This is a genomic window from Dysosmobacter sp. HCP28S3_G4, assembly GCF_052065175.1.
In the GTDB taxonomy this organism is placed as follows: domain Bacteria; phylum Bacillota; class Clostridia; order Oscillospirales; family Oscillospiraceae; genus Oscillibacter.
Map to the genome: position 1 here is coordinate 1 of NZ_JBQHUP010000012.1, position 23,657 is coordinate 23,657.

The 23,657-nt window shown below is 62.6% G+C and carries 18 protein-coding genes; 11 read left to right on the forward strand and 7 right to left on the reverse strand.

Annotated features, from left to right (window positions below; translation table 11 throughout):
* The first annotated feature begins 203 nt into the window (after positions 1-203).
* From ACTNBU_RS04540 to ACTNBU_RS04570, 7 genes are all read left to right on the forward strand, one after another.
* Complete coding sequence (locus ACTNBU_RS04540) at positions 204-1,565, forward strand: helix-turn-helix transcriptional regulator (RefSeq protein WP_441031273.1); 1,362 nt, start codon at positions 204-206, stop codon at positions 1,563-1,565.
* A gap of 463 nt (positions 1,566-2,028) precedes the next feature.
* Positions 2,029-3,357: a TrkH family potassium uptake protein gene (locus tag ACTNBU_RS04545; protein WP_441031275.1), complete on the forward strand. Its 1,329-nt coding sequence runs from the start codon at positions 2,029-2,031 to the stop codon at positions 3,355-3,357.
* A gap of 12 nt (positions 3,358-3,369) precedes the next feature.
* Positions 3,370-4,017, forward strand: coding sequence for a potassium channel family protein (locus ACTNBU_RS04550; RefSeq protein ID WP_441031277.1), 648 nt, complete (start codon positions 3,370-3,372; stop codon positions 4,015-4,017).
* Between the two features lie 36 nt (positions 4,018-4,053).
* The gene (locus tag ACTNBU_RS04555) at positions 4,054-4,497 is read left to right on the forward strand and encodes a LysR substrate-binding domain-containing protein (protein WP_441031279.1); all 444 of its coding nucleotides are present in this window, start codon (positions 4,054-4,056) and stop codon (positions 4,495-4,497) included.
* 40 nt (positions 4,498-4,537) lie between these two features.
* Positions 4,538-7,213: a DUF4118 domain-containing protein gene (locus ACTNBU_RS04560; protein ID WP_441031281.1), complete on the forward strand. Its 2,676-nt coding sequence runs from the start codon at positions 4,538-4,540 to the stop codon at positions 7,211-7,213.
* The gene (locus ACTNBU_RS04565; RefSeq protein ID WP_441031283.1) at positions 7,206-7,907 is read left to right on the forward strand and encodes a response regulator; all 702 of its coding nucleotides are present in this window, start codon (positions 7,206-7,208) and stop codon (positions 7,905-7,907) included. Before ACTNBU_RS04560 ends, ACTNBU_RS04565 begins: the two co-directional genes overlap by 8 nt.
* A 141-nt stretch (positions 7,908-8,048) precedes the next feature.
* Positions 8,049-9,008, forward strand: coding sequence for a DegV family protein (locus ACTNBU_RS04570; protein ID WP_441031285.1), 960 nt, complete (start codon positions 8,049-8,051; stop codon positions 9,006-9,008).
* A 90-nt stretch (positions 9,009-9,098) separates the two neighbouring features.
* Here ACTNBU_RS04570 and gluQRS read toward each other — a convergent pair whose 3' ends face one another.
* Positions 9,099-10,046 (reverse strand): tRNA glutamyl-Q(34) synthetase GluQRS, encoded by a 948-nt coding sequence (gluQRS, locus tag ACTNBU_RS04575; protein ID WP_441031287.1) that lies wholly within the window; start codon positions 10,044-10,046, stop codon positions 9,099-9,101.
* Between the two features lie 88 nt (positions 10,047-10,134).
* Between gluQRS and ACTNBU_RS04580 the strand changes: the two genes are divergently transcribed.
* Entirely contained in the window at positions 10,135-10,623 is a 489-nt protein-coding gene (locus ACTNBU_RS04580) for a prolyl-tRNA synthetase associated domain-containing protein (RefSeq protein ID WP_441031289.1), read from the forward strand.
* A gap of 47 nt (positions 10,624-10,670) precedes the next feature.
* On the opposite strand, the gene ACTNBU_RS04585 is transcribed toward ACTNBU_RS04580, so the two are convergent.
* The 6 genes from ACTNBU_RS04585 to ACTNBU_RS04610 form a co-directional block, all read right to left on the reverse strand.
* Positions 10,671-11,756, reverse strand: a complete 1,086-nt coding sequence (locus ACTNBU_RS04585) for a DUF2974 domain-containing protein (protein WP_441031290.1) — start codon at positions 11,754-11,756, stop codon at positions 10,671-10,673.
* A gap of 292 nt (positions 11,757-12,048) precedes the next feature.
* The gene (arcC, locus tag ACTNBU_RS04590; protein ID WP_441031292.1) at positions 12,049-12,984 is read right to left on the reverse strand and encodes a carbamate kinase; all 936 of its coding nucleotides are present in this window, start codon (positions 12,982-12,984) and stop codon (positions 12,049-12,051) included.
* A 75-nt stretch (positions 12,985-13,059) separates the two neighbouring features.
* Positions 13,060-13,512 carry an arginine repressor gene (locus ACTNBU_RS04595; protein WP_441031293.1) on the reverse strand — a complete coding sequence of 151 codons (453 nt, stop codon included), beginning with the start codon at positions 13,510-13,512 and terminating at the stop codon, positions 13,060-13,062.
* A gap of 155 nt (positions 13,513-13,667) precedes the next feature.
* Positions 13,668-14,888 (reverse strand): arginine deiminase, encoded by a 1,221-nt coding sequence (locus ACTNBU_RS04600; RefSeq protein ID WP_441031295.1) that lies wholly within the window; start codon positions 14,886-14,888, stop codon positions 13,668-13,670.
* 100 nt (positions 14,889-14,988) lie between these two features.
* Positions 14,989-15,984, reverse strand: coding sequence for an ornithine carbamoyltransferase (gene argF, locus ACTNBU_RS04605; protein WP_441031297.1), 996 nt, complete (start codon positions 15,982-15,984; stop codon positions 14,989-14,991).
* A gap of 176 nt (positions 15,985-16,160) precedes the next feature.
* Positions 16,161-17,681 carry a PLP-dependent aminotransferase family protein gene (locus ACTNBU_RS04610; protein WP_441031299.1) on the reverse strand — a complete coding sequence of 507 codons (1,521 nt, stop codon included), beginning with the start codon at positions 17,679-17,681 and terminating at the stop codon, positions 16,161-16,163.
* Positions 17,682-18,204: 523 nt separating this feature from the next.
* Between ACTNBU_RS04610 and argS the strand changes: the two genes are divergently transcribed.
* The 3 genes from argS to abc-f all read left to right on the forward strand — a co-directional run bounded on the left by argS (position 18,205) and on the right by abc-f (position 23,507).
* On the forward strand, positions 18,205-19,947 hold the full coding sequence (argS, locus tag ACTNBU_RS04615; RefSeq protein WP_441031301.1) for an arginine--tRNA ligase: 1,743 nt from the start codon (positions 18,205-18,207) through the stop codon (positions 19,945-19,947).
* 274 nt (positions 19,948-20,221) lie between these two features.
* Complete coding sequence (locus ACTNBU_RS04620) at positions 20,222-21,610, forward strand: YjiH family protein (protein ID WP_441031303.1); 1,389 nt, start codon at positions 20,222-20,224, stop codon at positions 21,608-21,610.
* A 409-nt stretch (positions 21,611-22,019) separates the two neighbouring features.
* Positions 22,020-23,507 (forward strand): ribosomal protection-like ABC-F family protein, encoded by a 1,488-nt coding sequence (abc-f, locus tag ACTNBU_RS04625; RefSeq protein ID WP_441031305.1) that lies wholly within the window; start codon positions 22,020-22,022, stop codon positions 23,505-23,507.
* The last annotated feature ends 150 nt before the right edge of the window (positions 23,508-23,657 follow it).

Genomic DNA, 23,657 nt, shown 5'->3' on the forward strand with positions numbered 1-23,657 from the left:
GCCGCAAATATGGAGCGCAAACTACGTCTCCTTTTTGCGCCTGACTGCGGTTGGGCTCTGGACTACGATTTTGACCTCGGCGAGCTGGTCATTTTTCCGAGATTTCCAAATATTCCAGCCATTCAGTAGACCCTAAGTAAAAATAGTTCAAATCTGGAGAGGCTTCCACAGGAAGGAATTCCGGATCGCAGGAAGGGAATCGCATGGAAAAAGGCATATACGATTTTATCCAGGAGCTGTTTTTCCGCATGGGGATCCCCACCCGCCGGGTCACACTTCCCTGCGGGGATTGGTCCTGGCTGGATCATGGCCTGCGGGAGAACGTCCTGGGCATCGCGGACTGCGGCAGTCAGATCGAGCAGAAGCTCAGGGCCTATGAGGACGATACGGTTTATTTCTTTACAGACGTGTTTCACTGCAGCTATACCAGCTTCCGGATGCTGGAACGGGACAGCTTCTATTTCATCGGACCGCTTTTGTTTGAGCGGGTGGACGCACAATGGATCGACAGGCTCCTGCGGTCGCTGGATCTGCCGGAGAGGCTGAGAGAACCGCTTCAGAGCTATTATGCCGACGTCAAGTTTCTGCCCGACCGGGTCATGTACGATCATCTGATCATACAGACCGGCGAGTACGCATTCGGCAAGGGGAGCTACAGGACGGTCTATGAGGACGCGGGCTTTCTGGATCGATCCAACGCGGTCTGTCATGACCGGCTCCGGATCCCGGAGGAGCCATTCCGGAACACACAGCGTATCGAGAGCCGCTATGCCGTAGAAAATGCCATCATTGCGGCGGTCTTTTCCGGAAATGAGGGACAGGCCATCGAGCAGTTCCGGAAGATGGCGGCGCTTCCGCTCCCTCAGCGCCTGACCAATACGCTCCGGGACCGGAAGGACCTCTGTATCACGATCAATACGCTGCTGCGGAAAACGGCGGAGAACACAGGCGTCCACCCGGTCCACATCGACAGCTATTCCAACCGGAACATCCAGTCCATCGAGGCGATGACCAGTGAGGAGCAGTGCGTCTCCTTCGCCTATCAGATCATTCACGGCTACTGCCGTCTCATCACGGAGTACCCGCTGAAAGACTATTCCCCGCCCATCAGGCAGGCTGTCACCTATATCAACACCGATCTGACAGCGGATCTGAGCCTGAAATCCCTTGCCGGACAGATCAATGTCAACGCCAGCTATCTCTCCACGCTGTTCAAACGGGAAGTGGGGGTCCCGCTGACCGAGTATGTGAACCGATGCCGCATCGACTACGCGAAAAAGCTCCTCCAGATCACCGATCTGCCCATCAAAGCGGTGGCGCTGCAATGCGGGATCCCCGATATGCAGTATTTCAGCCGCATGTTCAAACGCCAGACTGGCGTTACGCCCAGAAGCTATCAGAAGTCCGCGGGCTTCGAGGTCCGCAGGATGCTGCGGCAGTCACCGCAGCTGAATGCGCCGGGAAAAACGAGCCACCCCAATAGGACGGGCGCGGGCATCAAAAACGGGTCCGGTGATCTCCCACCGGACCCGTTTCAGGCTGCCGAAAAGTCCGGACTATTTTGACAGCCTGAACGATGCCTCACTTTTTGCCCGCTTCGCAGTCCAAAAGGCTGCCGCTGCGCGGCGTAAACGCCTGCCGGCGGCGGTATCCGGCCTTCCGTTTGCCCATATACAAAAAACTGGGAGCGATGTCCGGCCACTATGGGTTCACGGAGGCGGAGATCGGCAGAGAGAAACGATATATGGGAAAATCAGTGCGTACACCGCAAAACGGCCCTGGCAAGGCGGAGACAAGAGAAAATCCACCATGGCGGGGCTGTGAAACGGAAAGCTCCATATCCCATCAGAAGACACGGGAACCGCACTTGGTTCCGTACCGTCGCGGGCATCACGCCCGCGGCGGTGCTGTTGTCTCCGGCACTTTGAGCCGTCTTTATGCCGTCTTAATACGGCGGGCGGCTCTTTTGTACTTTCTTTAGCTTCTTTGGGGTATGATAAAGATGCCATAAAGGAGGGAAAACAGTCGATGATGAGCCAACGGAAAAAACGGCTGACCACATCCCAGATCATCATGCTGGGGTTCGCGGGCATGATCCTGCTGGGCACGGCCCTGCTGATGCTGCCTGTCTCCAGCCGGAGCAGGGAGATCACGTCCTTTCCGGACGCCCTGTTCACCGCCACCTCGGCGGTCTGCGTGACGGGTCTGGTACTCCACGATACCGCCGGCTACTGGTCCGCCTTCGGACAGGCGGTGCTGCTGGCGCTGATCCAGATCGGCGGCATGGGCGTGGTGACGGTGGCCTCCGCCATCACCATTGTCTCCGGCAAGAAGATCACGCTGATGCAGCGCAGCACCATTCAGGAGGCCATCTCCGCGCCACAGGTGGGCGGCATCGTCCGGCTCACCGGCTTTATCATCCGGACCACGCTGATCATCGAGCTGGCGGGCGCCGCCCTGATGGCGCCGGTGTTCTGCCGGGACTTCGGGCTCCGGGGACTGTGGATGGCCTTGTTCCACTCCGTCTCCGCCTTCTGCAACGCCGGCTTTGACCTCATGGGCGCCGAAGCCCCCTTCTCCTCTCTGACGGCTTACCGGACAAGCCCCCTTGTCAACGTGACAGTGATGCTGCTGATCGTCACCGGCGGCATCGGCTTTGTGACCTGGGACGATATCCGGGTGAACCGCTGGCACCTGCGCCGCTACCGGATGCAGAGCAAGGTGATCCTGTTCACCACGGCGGTGCTGCTGGCGGTGCCGGCGGTGTACTTCTACGCCGTGGAACTGGGCGGCTTTCACGGCGGGGAGCGGGTCCTGGCGGCGCTGTTTCAGTCCGTCACCGCCCGGACGGCGGGCTTCAACACCGCGGACCTGACGGCCTTCACCCAGGCGGGGCAGTTCCTGCTCATCGGGCTGATGCTCATCGGCGGCTCCCCCGGCTCCACCGCCGGCGGTATGAAGACCACCACCGCGGCGGTGCTGGCCACCAACGCCTGGGCCGTCTTCCGCCGGGATGAGCAGGCCCACTGCTTCGGACGGCGCATCGGGGACGACGCGGTGCGGAACGCCGCCACCATCTTCCTGATGTATATTGTGCTGTTTTTCACCGGCGGCCTGATCATCAGTCTGGCGGAGGACCTGCCCATCGCGGCCTGCCTGTTTGAGACGGCCTCCGCCATCGGCACCGTGGGCCTGAGCTTGGGCCTGACGCCGGGACTGGGACGGCTGTCCCAGCTGGTGCTCATCGCCCTGATGTTCTTCGGACGGGTGGGCGGCCTCACCATCATCTTCGCGGCTCTGTCCGGCACCCGCGGCAGTGCCGCCCGGCTGCCTCAGGAAAAAATCACCGTAGGATAAGGAGACGAGCTTATGAAATCCATTCTTTTGATTGGACTGGGGCGCTTCGGACGACACATTGCCCAGGACCTGAATCAGCTGGGCCATCAGGTGATGGCCGTGGACGATGTGGAGGAGCGGGTAAACGCCGTGTTGCCCTATACCACCAGCGCCCAGATCGGCAACAGCACCGATCCGGCGTTTCTGGAGTCCCTGGGCATCCGGAATTACGACGCCTGCATCGTCACCATCGCCAGGGACTTTCAAAGCTCCCTGGAGACCACCTCGCTGCTGAAAGAGCTGGGGGCGCGGCTGGTGGTGTCCCGGGCCGCCAGCGACGTGCAGGCCAAATTCCTGCTGCGCAACGGCGCCGACGAGGTGGTCTATCCGGAGAAGCAGCTGGCCAAGTGGACGGCCATCCGCTACTCCTCGGACCACATTCTGGACTACATCGAGCTGGATGACGAGCACGCCATGTTCGAGGTGCCCATTCCCGGAGACTGGGTGGGCCAAAGCGTGGGCCAGCTGAATATCCGGAGGAAGTACGGCATCAACCTCATCGGCGTGAAGCGGGACGGAAAGCTGGATCTGTCCGTCAACTCGGAGACGATCCTGAACCAGGAGGAGACCATGCTGGTGCTGGGCAGGTACCAGGAGCTGCAAAAGTGCTTCCGGATATGACCCCGGCAGAGGGCAGAATGAAAGGGGGACGAAGCGATGCGTGAGATCCTGTTTATCGTGGCGACGGCTGCGGCGTTCATCGTCTGCGGCTGGGCCGTCAGAAAAGTGGGGGAGTTTCTGGAAAAGAGAGGGCGGCCGTCCTCCGGCGCCGGACTGTGCATCGGCGTGTCGGACCCCGCCCTGGCGGAGGGAATGTCCGTGCGTCTGCGGCGGTACACCGTCCAGCATCCGAATGTGACGGTCTCCTTTCTGTGCGGCACAGAGGAGGAACTGCTGGAGGCGCTGGCCAGGGGAAAGGTCGATGTGGCGTTCCTGCCGGACGGCGAAGAGACCGCCGCCACGGCGGGACTGCGCCAGAAGCGGCTGCTGTGCGCCGGACCGGAGGGACAGGCGGAGGTCTGGCAGCGGGCGCTGTGGAACTCCCACGCCGGGAGACGGACCGTGGCAGTGCTGCTGCCCTATCTGCGGGCGGCGTATTGACCGCGTCCGCTGCGGGTAGCCAAACAGACAGAAATGTGCTATGATGAAGGGACTGACGGAACAGGGACAACAGGGGGCGCGGAACATGGAGCAGCTGCGGCGGGAGCCCGTTGAACGGGGAAAACTGAAGATCTTCTTCGGCTATGCCGCCGGTGTGGGAAAGACCTGCGCCATGCTGCGGGCCGCCCATCAGGCCAAGGCCCGGGGCGTGGACGTGGTGGTGGGCTGCATCGAGGCCCACGCCCAGTCCCAGACCGCTGCCCTTTGCAGAGGGCTGGAGCAGCTGCCGCCGCAGGGACTCTCCGGGGAGCGGCCGGAATTTGACCTGGACGCTGCCCTGTGCCGCAGGCCCCAGCTGCTGCTGGTGGACGAGCTGGCCCACATCAACGGGGAGGGCTGCCGCCACGCCCGGCGGTATCAGGACGTGCAGGAGCTGCTGACCGCCGGCATCGACGTCTGGACCACCGTCAACGTCCAGCACATTGAGAGCCTCAACGACACGGTGGCATCCATCACCGGCGTGCTGGTGCGGGAGCGGATCCCGGACTCCGTGTTCGACCAGGCGGATCAGGTGGAGCTGGTGGACATCGAGCCCCGGGACCTGCTGGAGCGGCTCAACGGCGGAAAGACCCGCCGGGAGGAGACGCTGCGTCCGGAGGTTCGGTTTTTCAATCTGGAGAACCTCACCGCCCTGCGGGAGATCGCCCTGCGCCGCTGCGCAGACCGGGTGAATCTCCGGAACCGGCATACCGGCAGCGCCGGACGCCGCACCGACGAGCATATCCTGGTCTGCCTGTCCTCCTCGCCGTCCAACGCCCGGATCATCCGGACGGCGGCCCGGATGGCCCATGCCTTCCGGTGCCCCTTCACGGCCCTGTTTGTGGAGACACCGGCCATGTCCGCCATGGTGGAGGAGGACAAGCGCCGCCTGCGGGACAACACCCGTCTGGCCCGGCAGCTGGGCGCGGCCATCGAGACTACCTGCGGCGAGGACGTGCCCTATCAGATCGCGGAATTCGCCCGGCTCTCCGGCGTCACGACCATCGTCATCGGACGGAGCACGGCGACCCGGAAGACGGTCTTCAGCAAGCCCACCCTCACCGACCGGCTCATCTCCGTGGCGCCGGAGCTGGACATCCACGTCATCCCGGACGCCGCGGCGGGGCACCGGGCCGCCAGAACCCGGCGGTCTGTCCGCCTGACGCCGCCCCTGCGGGACGTGGGCAAGAGCGCCCTGCTTTTGCTGGCGGCCACCCTCATCGGCTACGCATTCTACGCCTTGGGCTTCACGGAGGCCAATATCATCACCGTCTATATTCTGGCGGTGCTGCTGACCTCCGTCACCACTACCAGCCGCCTGTGCAGTCTGGCGGCGTCGGTGGTCAGCGTGCTGGTGTTCAACTTCTTCTTCACGGTGCCCCGGTTCACCTTCCGGGTCTACGACCGGGGCTATCCGGCCACCTTCCTCATCATGCTCGTGGCCGCCCTTATCACCGGCTCCCTGGCGGCACGGCTGAAAAGCAGCGCCCGGCAGGCGGCTCAGTCGGCCTACCGGACCCGCATCCTGCTGGAGACCAATCAGCTGCTCCAGAAGGAGCAGGACCGCCTGTATGTCGTCTCCGCCGCCGCAGGGCAGCTGACGAAGCTGCTGAACAAGGACGTGGTCATGTATCTGACGGAGAACGGGAAGCTGTCGGCCCCCAGCCTGTTCCGGGCCCCGGACAGCGCCGGGGAGGATCTGACCACCCCGGAGGAGACCGCCGCCGCCGAATGGGTGCTGCGGAACAACAAGCACGCCGGCGCCACCACGGACACCCTGTCCGGCGTCCGATGCCTGTATCTGGCCATCCGGGTGGGGGAGCAGGTCTACGGCGTGGCGGGCATCGCCGTGGCGGATGATCCGCCGGACGCCTTTGAGAACAGCGTGATGCTGTCCATCCTGGGGGAGTGCGCCCTGGCGCTGGAGAATATCCAGAACGCGGAGGAGAAGGAGCAGGCGGCCATTCTGGCCAAAAACGAGCAGCTGCGGGCCAACCTCCTGCGGGCCATCTCCCACGACCTGCGGACGCCCCTGACATCCATCTCCGGCAACGCGGGCAATCTGCTGTCCAACTATCAGAAGATGGACGACGACGCCCGCACCCGGGCCTTCGCCGACATCTACGGCGACTCCATGTGGCTCATCGACCTGGTGGAGAACCTGCTGGCCGTCACCCGCATCGAGGAGGGACGGGTCAGCCTGAACCAGTCCCCCCAGCTGATGGACGAGGTCATCTCCGAGGCGCTGCGGCACGTGGACCGCAGGAGCCGGGAGCATCCCATTCAGGTGGAGAGCGAGCCGGAGATCATCCTGGCCCGCATCGACCCCAGGCTGGTGGTGCAGGTGGTCATCAACATCGTGGGCAACGCCGTGAAGTACGCCCCCGCCGGAACGCCCATCCGCATCCGGACGGAGCTGCGGGGGGACTGGGTGGCGGTGTCCATTGCGGACCAGGGCCCCGGCATCCCGGATGGGGAGAAGGCCCGGGTGTTTGACATGTTCTACACCGGCGCCAACCGCATCGCCGACAGCCGCCGCAGCCTGGGCCTGGGACTGGCCCTGTGCCGGTCCATCGTGACGGCCCACGGCGGCGCCATCACCGTGTCCGACAACGTGCCCCACGGGGCGGTCTTTACCTTTACATTGCCTGCCGGGGAGGTGGAGCTGCATGAATAAACCATTGATCCTGGTGGTGGAGGACGACGCGGCGGTGCGGAACCTCATCACCACCACACTGAAGGCCAACGACTACCGCTATCTGGTGGCGGCCAACGGGGAGAGCGCCATTCTGGAGGCGTCCTCCCACAATCCGGACATCGTCTTGCTGGACCTGGGCCTGCCGGACCTGGACGGCGTGGAGGTCATCGCCCGGGTCCGCACCTGGTCCAACATGCCCATCATCGTCATCAGCGCCCGGAGCGAGGACAGCGACAAGATCGAGGCCCTGGATGCCGGAGCAGATGACTATCTCACCAAGCCCTTCTCCGTGGAGGAGCTGCTGGCCCGTCTGCGGGCCACCCAGCGGCGGCTGGCGTACATGACCGCCGAGACGCCCACCGGCGGCGCCGTATTTGTCAACGGGAAGCTGCGGGTGGACTACGCCGCCGGCTGTGCCTGGCTGGACGGGCAGGAGCTGCACCTGACGCCCATCGAGTACAAGCTGCTGTGCCTGCTGTGCCGGAACGTGGGCAAGGTGCTGACCCATACCTACCTCACTCAGAACATCTGGGGCCGCAGCTGGGACAATGACATCGCCTCCCTCCGGGTGTTCATGGCCACCCTGCGGAAGAAGCTGGAGCCGGATCCGGACAGTCCCCAGTACATCCAGACCCATATCGGCGTGGGCTACCGCATGATGCGGATGGAGTGACGGGGGCGGAAAAATCTTAACGGCAATTTCGATTTACTTCCGGCCGCGGATATGGTATGATAACCCGCGTAAGCGGTCTGAATCTGTCAGACGCGGGGGAATGACGGCGCGGTGTTTTGAACGCCTGCGGCAGCATGACCCATGGAAACAGCCCGGACGCCGCCTGATCGCAGCAGGGACCGGGACGACCCGGACCGGAAGGAGTACATCATGGCTGAATATGTGATTTTTACCGACGCGGGCGGCGATGTTCCCGCGGAACTGTGGACGAAATACGGCCTGGGGAGCGTCCCCATGAGCTATCTGCTCTCCGGCGAGACCGGCATCTTCGACCCCGGCGACCCGGAGCGGGAGGCCTGCTGCGCCAAATTTTACGACGCCCTGCGGCGGCGGGCGGACGTGTCCACCTCCCAGATCACTCCGTTCCTCTTTGAGAAGCTGTTCGCCCCGGAGTTGGAGGCAGGAAGGGATGTGCTGTACTGCGGCTTCTCCTCCGGCCTGTCCTCCACTTGGCAGAACGCCCAGGCGGTGACGGAGCAGTTGAAGGAACGGTTCCCGCAGCGCACCGTCCGGTGCGTGGACAGTCTCAGCGCCGCCGGCGGCGCCGGCATCTTCGCCTTACAGGCGGCGGTGAACCGGGAGCGGGGCATGTCCCTGGAGGAGAACGCCCAATGGCTGGAGGCCCACGCGTCCAAGATGTGCCACTGGTTCACGGTGGACGATCTGGACTTCCTGAAGCGGGGCGGACGGCTGTCGCCCACCGTGGCCTTCCTGGGGGGCAAGCTCCAGATCAAGCCCCTGCTGGTGATTTTGCAGGACGGCAAGCTGAAGGTGGTGGAGAAGGCCCGGGGCCGCAAGGCGGCCATGCAGCGGCTGGTGCAGATGTACCGGGACGCCCTAGATTTCGGCGACGCGGAGCCGCTGGTCATCGTGGACCACGCGGGCTGTCTCGAGGAGGCGGAGGCCCTGGCGGAGCAGCTGCGGGCGGTGTCTCCCGCCGGAACACAGGTGCTGGTCACCGGCCTGTCTCCCATCATCGGTGCCCACACCGGCCCCGGCGCCCTGACGGTCTGCCACTTCGGCACCGGCCGGATGGGATAAGCACGATATATTGACTGATTTGAGCATGATAAAAGACATCCCTTGCCCAAAACAGGCGTGGGATGTCTTTTCATTTTCATAAATCGATTGTCAGAACAGATCCTCCGGCAGACGGATGTCCTCCTGAGGCACACGGTCCCAGCGGAAGTCCTCCACCAGCTCCCGGGGCGTCCTGGGTCCGCCGCCGGGATTCAGGCCCGCCAGATACGCCAGCTTCCCCACGATCTCCTCCGGGGCGTACCGGCTTTGCAGGGCCTCCAGCCCCAGGGAGCCGTCCCGCTTGGACAGGCGGCGGCCGCCGCTGTCCAGCAGCAGGGGGAAGTGGTAAAACACCGGCGGCGTCAGGCCCAGCAGACGGTACAGCAGCAGCTGACGGGGGGTGGAGGACAGCAGGTCCGCTCCCCGCACCACCTCTGTGACGCCCATGGCGCCGTCGTCCACCACCACCGCCAGCTGATAGGCGTACAGCCCGTCAGACCGGCGAAGGAGAAAGTCGCCGCAGTCCGTGGGCAGATACTCCCGGACAGGACCCATGTGGCCGTCGGTGAAGGAGAGGGTCTCCTCCGGCACCCGCAGCCGCAGGGCCGGGGGGCGCTTGGCGGCGGCGGTCCGGGCCGTGATCTCCTCCGCCGTCAGGTTCCGGCAGGTGCCGGGATACACCGTCAGGCCGTCCTCCCGATGGGGGGCGCTGGCGGCGTGAAGCTGGGCGCGGGTGCAGAAGCAAGGATACACCACACCCTGCCGCTCCAGTTCTGCCAGGGCCGCGTTGTACAGGGCGGTCCGGCGGCTCTGGTCATAGGGGGCGTGGGGGCCGCCCAGACTGCCGCCCTCGTCCCAGTCCAGACCCAGCCAGCGGAGGTCCTCCTCCAGCTGACGGGCGTAGGCGGGCTTGCACCGGTCCGTGTCCAGATCCTCGATGCGGAGAATGTACCGTCCGCCTTGATGCCGGACGCTGAGCCAGGCCAGCAGGGCGCACAGCAGATTGCCCAGGTGCATCCGTCCGCTGGGGGAGGGGGCGAACCGTCCCACGGTGTTCATTTGGAAAACCTCCTTTGCGCCGTATCCCTTGTCAGGGATGCCGGGGCATGGTAAAATAGCGGAAAACCGACAAAAGGGGAGACAGGATATGACGGAACAGGCCCAGGCGGTGTTGACGCTGCTGCGGGAGCGGGGCATCCCCTTTGACGTGGCGGAGCATGTCCCGGTGTACACCATTGAGGAGCTGCTGGCGCTGCACCTGCCCGACGCGGGCTCGGTGGCCAAGAACCTGTTCCTCCGGGATGACAAAAGGCGGAATTACTACCTGCTGGTAATCCGGGAGGAGAAGACGGCGGACCTGAAGGCCCTGCGGGAGCGCATCGGCGCACGGCCTCTGAGCTTTGCGTCGGAGAACGATCTGGAGCGGTTCCTGAAGGTGCCGAAGGGGTCCGTGACGCCCTTCGGTGTCCTCAACGACCAGGAGCGGAAGGTTCGGGTGATCTTTGACGCGTCCTTCCGGGGGAGCCGCATCGGCGTCCACCCCAACGACAACACCGCCACGGTATGGCTCCGGACGGAGGATCTCACGGCTTTGCTGGAGGAACACGGCAATGCCGTCTCCTTCGCGGAGCTTTAACAAGGAACCATGGGCACCTGCCGCGGCCGCGGCAGGTGCTTTTGCGTTTACTCGCCGCCCTCCCGGAAGGTGTTTAGCGCCGTCTGCACCAGCCCGGCGATGGCCTGGGCCATTACCCGGCGGCTGGCGGCGTCGGTATTTTTCAGCGACCGCAGCACCGCCTGAAGATTGTGGGGCTGGATCAGCTCCCGGGCATAGCTGGCCTCTCCGGCGGAGAGCAGGCCGAAGACGGTGTCCACGATGTCCTCCCGCTCCGCGGGACTGAGCCGGGCCAGCCAGCGTTTGATGGCCAGATCCGTCATCCGGCTGCCGGGGGTGACGGACTGCATCCGGACGAAGTTGCCGCCCAGCACCTCCCAGGTATAGGGATCGTGCTGGAGCAGGCCGATCTGCCGGCTTTTCACCACAGTGTAGGGGTCCTCCTGCTCCAGCAGCATCCCCACTACGGAGGACTGGGGCAGGTAGGTGTCGATGCGGGGCAGCAGCTCCCGGTAGCCGGGGCTGCGGATGACGTGGTCCGTGAAGCCGGGGCCGTCGTTGCTGTACACCGCCGTGACCCGCTGCCGGATGGCGACGGGACTCTGGGACGCGGCGTAAACCGCCAGATTGCCGCCCTTGGAGTGTCCGCCCAGCAGCAGCCGTCCGGAGAAGGAGGCAGCGAACCGCTTGACGTACCGGAGCGCCGCCAGCTGGGCCGGGACGGCGTCCATGAAGGCCATGTTGAAGTCCTCCTTCCAGCCCACCAGGGTGGAGTCCGTGCCCCGGAAGGACAGAAAGGCGGAGCCGTCCCCCAGCAGGACGGCCATGGCGGCGAACTGCATCTCGTTCTCCGGCTGGAACTGGTCCTGATAGAAGGTCAGCCGCAGGGGGGCGAACCGGGGCGCGGCGGCCAGGGCCCGCAGCAGCTCCAGATCCTGCCGGCACCGCACCCGTCCCCGCCGGTCCTCCGGCAGGGAGAGGTAGGTCTCAGCGGCGTCCTTCAGGGAGACGGAAGGGCCCGGTTCCTGCGGGACCAGGTTATTGAAATGGACGTAGACCAGGGCGGAGAGGATCAGATTGTCCACCGGGCCCAGAGGGACCTGGGTCATGGGAATGTCACCCCGCCAGGTGAGATAGTCAAAGAGGTCGGGCATTGCGTCTGCTCCTTTGCGGCATATGCCGGGGATACGTCCATCATACAGGAAACCGGCGTCATGTGCAACCGGTTTTCCGCGGGCGTGGAGCGCTCATTTTCAGTTTACGGTCCCGCAGCGGGAATGGTGACGGGAACTGGCGCGGGGTACGGCGAAGTGAAAATATGGTAATATATTATATAATGTATAATGCGCCGGAAAGGCGTGCTCCGGGGCAGCGTGAACACGAAAAAACGTGTCCGCGCCTTCGGAAAGGCGCGGACACGCGGGTGGTTTTCGAAGAGGACATCGCTTACATTTGAATGCGGGTGCCGGTCTTGCCCTCAATGCCGTCCCTGGCCTTCTCCAGCAGCGTGATGAGCGCCACACGGCCGGGCTTGGACTCGGCGAACTGCATGGCGGCCTGGACCTTGGGCAGCATGGAACCGGGGGCAAACTGCTTTTCGGCGATATACTTCCGGGCCTCGTCCGGCGTCAGGGTGTCCAGACCCTTCTGATCCGGCTTGCCAAAGTTGATGGCCACTTTCTCCACTGCCGTCAGGATGATCAGCATATCGGCGTCCACCAGCTCAGCCAGCTTGGCGGAGGCGAAATCCTTGTCGATGACAGCGGGGGTGCCGCAGAGCCTTCCGTTTCTGCGCACCACGGGGATGCCGCCGCCGCCCACGGTGATGACCACGCAGCCGTCCTGGATCAGCGCCCGGATAGTGTGCTTTTCAATGACGTCGATGGGTTTGGGGGAGGGGACCACCTGACGGTAGCCCCGCCCGGCATCCTCCACCATGGTGTAGCCTTTTTCCCTGGCGATGCGCTCCGCGGTCTCCTTGTCGTAGAAGGCGCCCACGGGCTTGGTGGGGTGCTGGAAGGCGGGATCGGCCTCGTCCACCAGCACCTGGGTCACCACAGTGGCTACATCCTTCACGATGCCGCGCCTGGCGAGCTCGTTGCCGATGGCGTTCTGCAGGTGGAAGCCAATATAGCCCTGGGACATGGCGCCGCATTCGGGGAAGGGCATGTCGGACTTGATGGCGCCGGATTCGGCGGCGGTGGACATGCCCAGATTGATGGCGCCCACCTGAGGTCCGTTGCCGTGGGCGATGATGACTTCATTGCCCTGCTCGATGAGATCGACGATGGGTTTTGCGGTCTCCGTGACCAGGGTGAGCTGCTCTTTGGGAGTGTTGCCAAGAGCGTTGCCGCCCAAGGCGATCACGATACGTTGAGACATCGTATAAGACCCCTTCCTATCAGAATGTGCCTTGTGCTGTGGGCTGCTTCCGGCGATGTGGATCGCCTGCTCCGGTCATTTACAGACCTGCGCGATCTCGCGGCAGAGCCCCAGAGCGGAGGCCTCATCCCGCATGACGATCAGCACGGTGTCATTGCCGCAGACACAGCCCACCATTTCCGGGATCTCCATGGAGTCAAGAGCGGCACCGGCTGCGTCAGCCAGACCGGGCATGGTCTTGATGATAGCGAGATTATTGACGGAGTTGCAGGTCAGACAGCACTCCCGCAGGATCTTCTGCAGCCGGTCCACAAAGGCGAACTCGATCTGTTTCTTGGAAACCGCGTAACGATAACGTCCGTCGCCGCAGGGCGCCTTTACCAGATGCAGCTGCTTGATATCCCGGGAGATCGTGGACTGCGTGCAGGCATAACCGCATTCCACCAGCTTTTCGCTGAGTGCGTCCTGCGTTTCGATGACAGATTCCGCTATCAGCTCAAGGATTTTTTCTTGTCGTTTATTTTTCATAGTGACAACCCCTCGTATCCTTGCGTGTGGAGGTCTCTGAAGAACCTCTCCCGGTGGTTCAGAAAAGCGAAATCCATAATGGCCGGACGCCCGCTTCCGGTGAGCCGCAGAGCTCCCGTCCGCGGACGTCCGATCACGTATGAGGTGTTTTGGTTTTACAGATCGTCCCGGTTCACGGGGCAGGACATGCAGCGCGGGCCGCCGCGGCCGCGGGACAGCTCGGCGGAGGGAATGGTGATGACCGTCAGGCCGCGCTTGGCCAGCAGTTCGTTGGTGACGTAGTTCCGGTCGTAGGTGATGACCTTGCCCGGAGCGATGCACAGGGTGTTGGAGCCGTCGTTCCACTGCTCCCGCTGTGCCGCCAGCAGGTCGCCGCCGCCGCAGCGGATCAGCTCCACGGCGGGGAGCTTCAGCTCCAGAGCCAGGATCTTGGCCAGATCCTCCTTCAGGGCGTTGAACTTCAGCTCGCCGTGGTCATCCAGCGTGATCTCGTAAACGCTGAGGGGACCTTCAATCTCAGGATGGATGGTGAACTTGTCGTAGTCCACCATGGTGAAGACGGTGTCCAGGTGCATGAAGGCGCGGGTCTCGGGGATGTCGAACACCAGGACCTTCTTGTAATCGGAGTTCTGCAGCAGGCTCCGGGCGAAGGCCTCGGCGCCGGAGGTGGTGGTGCGCTGGGACAGGCCCACGGCCACGATCTGGTTGGAGAGCACCAGCACGTCGCCGCCCTCGATGGAGTAGGTGCCGTTGAGGTCGGACCACTGCTTGTTGCCGGGCACCGCGAAATCTTTATTATAGAGGTAGATGTACTTCAGCAGCAGGGACTCCCGTTTCCGGGCCGCAAAATGCATACGGTGAATATTGATGCCCTCGCCGATGCAGGCGCCGGGGTCCCGGGTGAAGTACAGGTTGGGCATGGGATCGGACACGAAGGGATAGTCGTCGTTGTCCAGATCCATCAGGGAGGTGGGAGCGCCGGTGGCGACCTCGCAGCGCTTGATGCCGGCGATGAGCTTCGCCACCATGTCCTTGGGAGACATGCTCAGCAGGTAGGAGGTCATGGCGGCCCGCAGGCCCTTGGAATTGATCTTGCTGAGGTTCAGGAAGTCGTTCACCAGCTGGATCTGCATGGAGGGCTCGGCGATGGCCTTGGCCACCTCATCCACATAGTAGACGACCTCGACGCCGTTTTCCCGCAGCACGTTGGCGAAAGTGTCGTGCTCCTGCTGGGCGATCTTCAGATAGGGGATGTCATCAAAGAGGAGACGTTCGATGGTGGAGGGAGTCAGGGCCTCCAGCTCCAGTCCAGGGCGGTGCAGCAGGACCTTGTTCAGTTTGCCGATTTCGGAATAGTTATGAATGCCAGGATGCATGGTTGCGCTCCTTTCTGTTGAGGCGGGCGCATGGCCCTGCCTTTGCAAGAGATCACTCTGTTGGTTGTTTTATCAAGCCGGCGGGATGCCGCTGCTGAAATCAGCCGATGGTGGCCACGATGACGGCCTTGATGGTGTGCATTCTGTTCTCGGCCTCGTCAAACACCTTGGAGTGCTTGGAGCAGAACACCTCGTCAGTGACTTCCCGGATGTCATAGCCCAGCTTCTGCTGGTCGCTGGCCATGGTGGTGTTGAAATCGTGGAAGGAGGGCAGGCAGTGCATGAAGATGACGTCGGGATTCTCGGTCTTGTCCAGCATCTCCTTGGTCACGCGGTAGGGGGTCAGCATCCGGACGCGCTCGGGGATCTGATCCTCCTCGCCCATGGAGGCCCAGATGTCGGTGTAGAGGACATCGGCGCCCTTCAGGCACTCGGCGTCGGAGCGGATCTCGATGACAGCGCCGGTCTCGGCGGCCACGGCCTGGGCGCGGGTGATGACATTGGCGTCCACCTGGGCGGCCAGCTCCTCTGGACCGTAGGCCACGAAGTGCATGCCCATCTTGGCGCAGCCGTACATCCAGGCGTAGGCCATGTTGTTGCGGATGTCGCCGCAGAAGACCACCTTCACCTGGGACAGGGGCTTCGCCACATGCTCCTCAATGGTCATCAGGTCGGCCAGGATCTGGGTGGGATGATCCACGTCCGTCAGGCCGTTCCACACGGGAACGCCGGCGTACTTGGCCAGGTCTTCCACCACGGACTGCTTGTAGCCGCGGTACTCGATGCCGTCATAGAAGCGGCCCAGGACCTTGGCGGTGTCCTCCAGGGACTCCTTCTTGCCCATCTGGGAGCTCTTGGAATCCAGGAAGGTGACATGGGCACCCTCGTCCAGGCAGGCGACTTCGAAAGCGCAGCGGGTACGGGTGGAGGTCTTCTCAAACAGCAGGACCACGTTCTTGCCCTTCAGGACCTCGTTGTGGATGCCGGCTCTTTTCTTGGATTTCAGATCATGGGACAGATCCAGCAGGTAGCGGATCTCCTCGGGGGTAAAATCCATGAGGGTCAGGAAGCTTCTGCCTTTCAGATTAACTGCCATCGTAGTTTTCTCCTTTTCTGTTGATTTTGAAATAACGATCCTTTCAGGTGTGAGGGTTTTTCAAATATGACAAATTCCACAGACGGTCGCGATTGTGGAACTTGAAGTACAGAGTTCTGAAACTTCTGACTTTAATTGTACTGTCTGACCAAAAAAGATGGTAGTGCCAGGTGCGATTATTTTTCGTGTGCCAGTTTTTCCTGCAAAATCTCCCACAGGGTTTCCTTTAGAAGGTCCATGCCTCTGGCCAGCCGGTCCTCCGGTTCGTAGGAATAGCTGATGCGGATATGGCCGCGGCCCTCCTTCTTGTCGGGGTAGAATACATAGCCCGGCATCAGCGTCAGGCCCTTGCCGTAGGCCCGGCCCACCAGAGTCTTGCTGTCCACGCCGTCAGGGAGCCTGCACCAGATATAGACGCCGCCCCGGGGCTTCTGATAGTCCACGCCCCAGTCCCGCATCTCGTCCAGCCTGCCGCAGACCAGCCGCTGCTTGCGGCCATAGCTCTCCCGGAAGGCGTCCAGCGCCGCGTAGTAGGTGCCGTCCCCCAGGTACATGGCCGCCAGCTTCTGGGTCAGCCAGTCCGTTACCTCCATCCGGACGGAGGTGAGATAGCTCAGGCTCTCAATGACGCTCTTGTCCGCCACCACGAAGGCCAGGGCCAGACCCGGCACGAAGGTGAGGGAGAAGGAGTAGATATAGATCACGTTGCCCAGGGTGTCCAGCGCCTTGACGGGCAGGATGTCCGGCCCGTCGTAGACCAGCTCCGAGGCGGCGTCCTCCTCGATGATGGGGATGCGGTACTTGTTGGAGATCTCGATGAGCTTCTTCCGCCGCTCCAGGGAGAGGACCACGCCGGTGGGATCGTGGAAGCTGGAGTTGACGAAGATGAACTGCGGCCGGTTCTGCCGGACCAGCTTCTCCAGAACGGCGCAGTCCATGCCGTTCTCATCCACCGGAACGGAGCAGACCCTGCCGCCCGCCAGCTGGATGGTCCGGTACACGTCGGGGGACACCGGCTCCTCCATCATCACCATGTCGCCGGGCCGGACCAGCAGCGTCACGATGTAGTTCAGGGCCTGATTGGTCTCCGTCAGGACCTGGATGCTGCTGACGGACGCCTTGATGCCCTTGGTGCTCAGAAAAGACACCAGCTTCTGCCGGAGGATCTTGTCGCCACGGTAGGGCGTGTAGAAGCACCGGTCCGCGTGTTCGCTGACGATGAGGGCGGAGATGTCCCGGGCCAGTTTGTTCCGGTCGAAGATGCCGGACTGGGCGATGCCGCCGCCCAGGGAGTAGGTGTGTTCGTCGTTGTTGCGCATGAACAGGTCATCGAAGGCCCGCTCCATGTCCAGATGCTCTTTCTTGATCTGGGCCACCCAGTTGACCCGTTTGCCCCGCTCACCGCCGGCGCTGTCTGTCTCCGTGTCCGTCCACAGAGGGCTGCCCGTGGCGTCCTGCTCTCCCACGGAGACCACGTAGCCCACGCCCTGCTTGGACTGGATGAGACCGTCGGCCTTCAGCTCGCTGTAGGCCTTGACCACGGTGTTCCTGTGGATGCCCAGCAGCTGGGCCAGCACCCGCTCAGAGGGCAGGCTGCTGCCGGCGGGAAGCTCGCCGCAGATGATCTGCGACTTGATCTGATTGATGATCTGCACGTATACAGGGACCTTTCGCCGCCTGTCGAGCTGTATGTTCATGGTTCCTCACCTCGCTGCACTGGCTCCCAGGACGGCCCACCCCCCGGAGAACGGCGGGCCGCAGACAGCAGTAAGTTCTTCCGGGCGAACTATTGACAACGCCTGATAGGATTTGATATATTTTGAAGCATAAAATCGGATCTGATTAACAGAAGACAGGCGACCCGTATCTGGACCGCCTGCCATCGTCTATCTGCGGCAATGGGTCCTTCACTCTCACACATTCCGATCGCCGATTGATTCTGTTATATTCAGTTTGACGCCTGGAAACCGCGGCGGGAGATTTTTCCGGCGCGGATACTGCCGCGGTTGTTGGACTTAACCAAACTTTCCACGGGGCACCAGCCTTCTGTTGGGTATAATTACTATTAGCTACTATCTATATACCATTTTTTATGCACGAATACAAGTACCAGTTTTCCAAACCATTCGTGTGCCAGTTGGCGCCGGACGCGCTGTGCCAGTGCGTCTGATGGCGGCGGCACAGGATGAAAATTACGGATAAAGACAGGGGAGAGCAACGATGAACATGATCCAGAAGGCCAAGGAGCAGGTGGCCGGACTGACGCTGCGGGCCTATCAGGCCGCGGCCGCGGAGGGGCTGCTGCCGGAGGGCGTGGAGGCGGTGCCGGCGGTGGAGATCCCCAGGGACGCCGCCAACGGCGACTACACCACCACCTTCTGCCTGACGGCGTCCAAGGCCCTGCGCCGGAATCCCCGGGAGGTGGCGAAGATCCTCACGGAGCGCATGGCGCTGGACGGCACGTATTTCTCCAGCGTGGAGATCGCGGGCCCCGGCTTTCTGAACTTCCGCCTGGGCGGACGGTGGTACGCCGACGTGCTGGCCGCTGTGGAGTCGGAGAACAAGGATTACGGCCGGGGCGACGGGCTGAAGGGCCAGAAGATCATGGTGGAGTTCGTCTCCGCCAACCCCACCGGCCCCATGCACATGGGCAACGCCCGGGGCGGCGTGCTGGGCGACACCCTGGCCGAGGTGCTGGACTGGTCCGGTGCCGACGTCTGGCGGGAGTTCTACGTCAACGATGCCGGCAACCAGATCGAGAAGTTCGCAAAGAGCATTGAGGCCCGGTACTTCCAGCTGATCCGGGGTGAGGACGCGGTGGAGTTCCCGGAGGACGGCTATCACGGTGACGACATCCGGGAGCTGGCCCAGCTGTTTTACGACCAGCACGGCGAGTCCTTCCTGGACCGGGATGAGCGGGAGCGCCGGGACGCCATGGCGAAGTTCGGTCTGTCCCGCAACATCCCCAAGATGAAGGCGGATCTGGAGCGCTACGGCATCCGCTTCGACGAGTGGTTCTTCGAGTCCTCCCTCCATGAGAGCGGCTTTGTAGCCGACACGGTGCAGCTGCTGGCGGACCGGGGCTGGACCTACGAGAAGGACGGCGCCCTGTGGCTGAAGACCGCCGAGATCCTGGCGGAGAACCTGCGGAAGGCGGGCAAGTCCGAGGAGGAGATCGCAAAGCTGGACCTGAAGGACGACGTCCTCCGCCGTGCCAACGGCTTCTACACGTATTTCGCAGCCGACATCGCCTATCACCGGAACAAGTTCGGCGTGCGGGGCTTCGACAAGGTCATCAACATCTGGGGCGCCGACCACCACGGACATGTGGCCCGTCTGAAGGGCGCCGTGGACGCCCTGGGCCTGAACGGCACCGACCGGCTGGATATTGTGCTGATGCAGCTGGTGAAGCTGGTGCGGGACGGCGAAGTGGTGCGGATGAGCAAGCGCACCGGCAAGACCATCTCTCTGTCCGACCTGCTGGACGAGATCCCCGTGGACGCCTGCCGCTATTTCTTCAACGCCAAGCCTGAGACCCAGATGGAGTTCGACCTGGGTCTGGCCGTCCGGGAGGACGCGGAGAATCCGGTCTATTACGTCCAGTACGCCCACGCCCGGGTGTGCAGCCTTCTGCGGACGCTGGCGGAGGAGGGCCACACCGTGCCCCACGCGGCGGATGTGGACATCGGGCTGTTGAATAGTGAGCCGGAGCGGGCGCTGATGAAGGAACTGGCCTCCTTCTGCGAGGAGGTGCGCATGGCGGCCCGGGACTACGATCCCAGCCATATCAACCGCTACCTGATGAGCCTGGCCGCCGCGTTCCACCGGTTCTACAACGCCTGCCGCATCAAGGGCGAGAACGACGGCGTCATCGCCGCCCGTCTGAAGCTGGCGGAGGCCACCCGGCAGGTGCTGGCCAACGGACTGGGCATCCTGGGCTGTACCGCACCGGAGAAAATGTGACGGATTTCCTGCAAAAAAGAGCCGTGGGTCCCTGATCTGCGGCTCTTTTTCCGCGTTGGACGGGCCAGTCTTGCAAAACCACAAAAAAGGGAAGCGTTTTTTGGGCCATATTAACAAAGTATGAACGTCTCGTTTTAATTCGTTGATTTTAGCCTTGACAAAACGTGTTGTGAAAATGTATTATTGACGATACAAAATGACCGCTGAGTATGGTTATTTTGCACAATAGTCCTTTTATTTTAGAATAAGTAGGACGAGTGAAAAGGAGAGTAGTATGGAAAACAAGGCAGAAACGAATAGGAACTCAGGAAAACTGAAAGCAATGTTCCTCATCCCTTCACTTGTGGGTGTCCTGATCTTCATGATACCTGTCAAGTACGATGGCTCCTGGACCGTCATCGTGAAGATCATCGCTGACATCATCAGCGGTGTTCTCGCCGGTATCCTGCCGATCCTGTGCGTAGCCATCCTGACGGTCTCCGCCATTCTGGCGGTGGTCTCCCTCATCGCGAAGCCCAAGTTCATCATGAACAACGAAGTCCTCAAGAGCTGCTTTGCCTGCTCCCCCATCTGGGTGGTGGTCCGGGTCATCGGCTGCATCTGCGTCTGGGTCGCCTATCTGGCCACTTACATGGGCGTGGAGTACGGCGGCGGCATCCTGGCCATGATGTCCGGTCCCGACGAGGGCGGTATGGCCCTGGACCTGATCGTGGGCCTGGTCATCATCTTCATGATCGCCAGCTTCCTGCTGCCCCTGCTGCTGGACTTCGGTCTGCTGGAGTATGTGGGCGCCCGTCTGACCCGCATCATGCGTCCGGTGTTCAAAGTGCCCGGCCGCGCGGCAGTGGACTGCATCACCTCCTGGATCGGCGACGGCACCCTGGGCGTCATGCTGACCTGCAACCAGTATGAGGGCGGCTACTACTCCGCGAAGGAAGCCTCCATCATCGCCACCACCTTCTCCGCCGTGTCCATCACCTTCAGCCTGGTGGTTCTGGACGAGGTGGGCCTGACCCACATGTTCGGCGTGTACTACCTGCTGATCTGCTTCGTGGGTATCGTCTGCGCCATCATCTGCCCCCGTCTGTGGCCCCTGTCCCGGAAGCCCGATACGTATCTGGTCCCCGGCAACGCCATGCCCGAGACCATTCCCGAGCAGTACAAGAACTCCCATGAGTACGGCATGGATCTGGCCATGAAGCGCGTGGCCAAGCACCAGGGCCTGGGCGAGTTCCTCTCCAGCGGCGCCAAGAACTGCGTCAATATGTGGTTCAGCGTGCTGCCCACCGTTATGGCCATCGGTACCGTCGCTCTGGTCCTGGCGGACTACACCCCCATCTTCGACTGGCTGGGCATCCCCTTCGTGCCCCTGCTGAACGTGCTGGGCGTGCCCGAGGCTGAAGCTGCCGCCTCCACCATGATCGTCGGCTTCACCGATATGTTCACCCCCGCCATCATCATCGCCGGCGCCGGCGTCAGCGAGATGACCCGCTTCATCGTGGCCGTGGTCTCCATCACCCAGGTCCTGTTCCTGGATGAGGTCGGCGGCCTGATCCTGGGCTCCAAGCTGCCCGTCAACCTGGGCGAGCTGTTCATCATCTTCCTGGAGCGCACCATCATCAGCCTGATCATCGTCTGCCCCATCGCCCACCTGCTGTTCTAAGCCGGCGGACTCTGTCGGACGAATATCCAGCTGCGCGAATTGCATACTGCATGAGAGTCAGGGCACTTTTACAGCGCCCTGACTTTTTGCGCTTCCGCCCCGGCCTGTGTTACAGGTGTGTGACAAACCGGGCCGGAGGCTTGACAATCCCCGGCCCGGAGAATATGATAGAGCGCGAGAAAACGAAAAGGAGTGGAAGGATGATTTCTGTTTCCTGCTGATCACAGAATCGGTGCCGGAGGCCCTGAAAAGGGCCTGTGGAATGCTGTCCCGGCGCCGGAAGCAGGAAAGAGAACGCCTACCGCCATATCATGGGCTGCCCGTCCCGCCGCGGGAATACGCCGTCATGCTGTGAGCCGCAGGAGCTTTCCTGCGGCTCACTTTTTGCGTGCGACAAGGAGGAACGCGTATGTCCATGATCCGGGTCAGTGACCTGACCTTTGCCTATCCGGGCAGCTATGACAACATTTTCGACCACGCCAGCTTTCAGTTCGACACCGGCTGGCGCCTGGGCTTTACCGGCCGCAACGGCCGGGGGAAGACCACCCTCCTCCGCCTGCTGGCGGGGACGTATCCCGACGGCGGTGCCATTCAGGGAAAGGTGCCCTGCTCCTATTTTCCCTTCCCGGTGACAGACTCCTCCCGGATGACGTTGGAGGTGATGGCGGACGCCTGCCCCGCGGCGGAGGAGTGGGAGATTCTGCGGGAGGCGGGGGAGCTGGAGGTGGAGGCGGAGACGTTGTACCGCCCCTTTGACTCCCTGTCCAGCGGGGAGCGGACCAAATGCCTGCTGGCGGCGCTGTTCTGTGGAGAGGGGCGGTATCTGCTCATCGATGAGCCCACCAACCATCTGGACCAGCGGGGCCGGGCGGTGACCGCCGGGTATCTCCGGCGAAAGCGGGGCTTTCTGCTGGTGTCCCATGACCGGGATTTCCTGGACGGCTGCATCGACCACATCATGGTGCTGAACCGCACCGGCATGGAGGTCCAGAGCGGGAATTTCTCCTCCTGGTGGGAGAACCGGCAGCGACAGGACGCCTTTGAACAGGCCCGGAATGACCGCTTGAAGGAGGAGATCGGGCGGCTGAAGCAGTCGGCGGAGGAACGGCGGCAGAAGGCCGACGCCGTGGAACGGGCCAAGACCGGCATCTCCTCCCAGGGCATCGCCAAGCACGGCCTGCGGCCCTATCTGGGGGAGAAGTCCCGGAAGGGACAGCAGCAGCGGAAGAACATGGACCGCCGGGCGGAGCGGGCCATCGCGGAGAAGTCCGGGCTTCTCCGGGACCTGGAGAAGACGGAGACCCTGAAGCTCCATCCCCTGACCGCCCGGGGACGATTGCTGGATCTGCGGGACGCGGCCCTGTTTTACGGGGACCGGCAGGTCTGCGGCCCGCTGACCTTCTCCGTGGAGCCGGGGGACCGGGCGGCGCTGACGGGGAGGAACGGCAGCGGAAAGTCCACGCTGCTGAAATTCCTCTGCGGGGCGGATATCCGCCATACCGGCACCTGCGTCACCGCGTCGGGGCTGACGCTGTCCGTGGTGCCCCAGGACTTCTCCGGCCTCCGGGGGAGTCTGACGGATTTCGTCCGGGAGGCGGGGGTGGAGGACGCCCTGTTCCGTGCCATTCTTCGGAAGCTGGACATGCCCCGGACGCAGTTTGAAAAGGACCTGTCGGAGTGGTCCGCCGGGCAGCGGAAGAAGGCGCTGCTGGCCAGGAGCCTGTGCCAGAGCGCCCATCTGTACGTCTGGGACGAGCCGCTGAACTACATCGACGTCTGGTCCCGGATCCAGGTCGAGACGCTGTTGGAGACGTACCGGCCCACCATGATCTTCGTGGAGCACGATGGAGCCTTCCGGCGGCACATCGCCACAAAGACCGTGGTGCTGGATAGCTAAATGAACAGAGACAGATGTCGGAATTTGTCCAACCTGACAAAGATACACTGCCATCCATTGCCATATATGGAAAAGTGATGTATAATTCAAAATACAAGCCACGGTTCTCATCCATATCCACCGCGGAGAAAATTGCATAGCAAGTTCAGG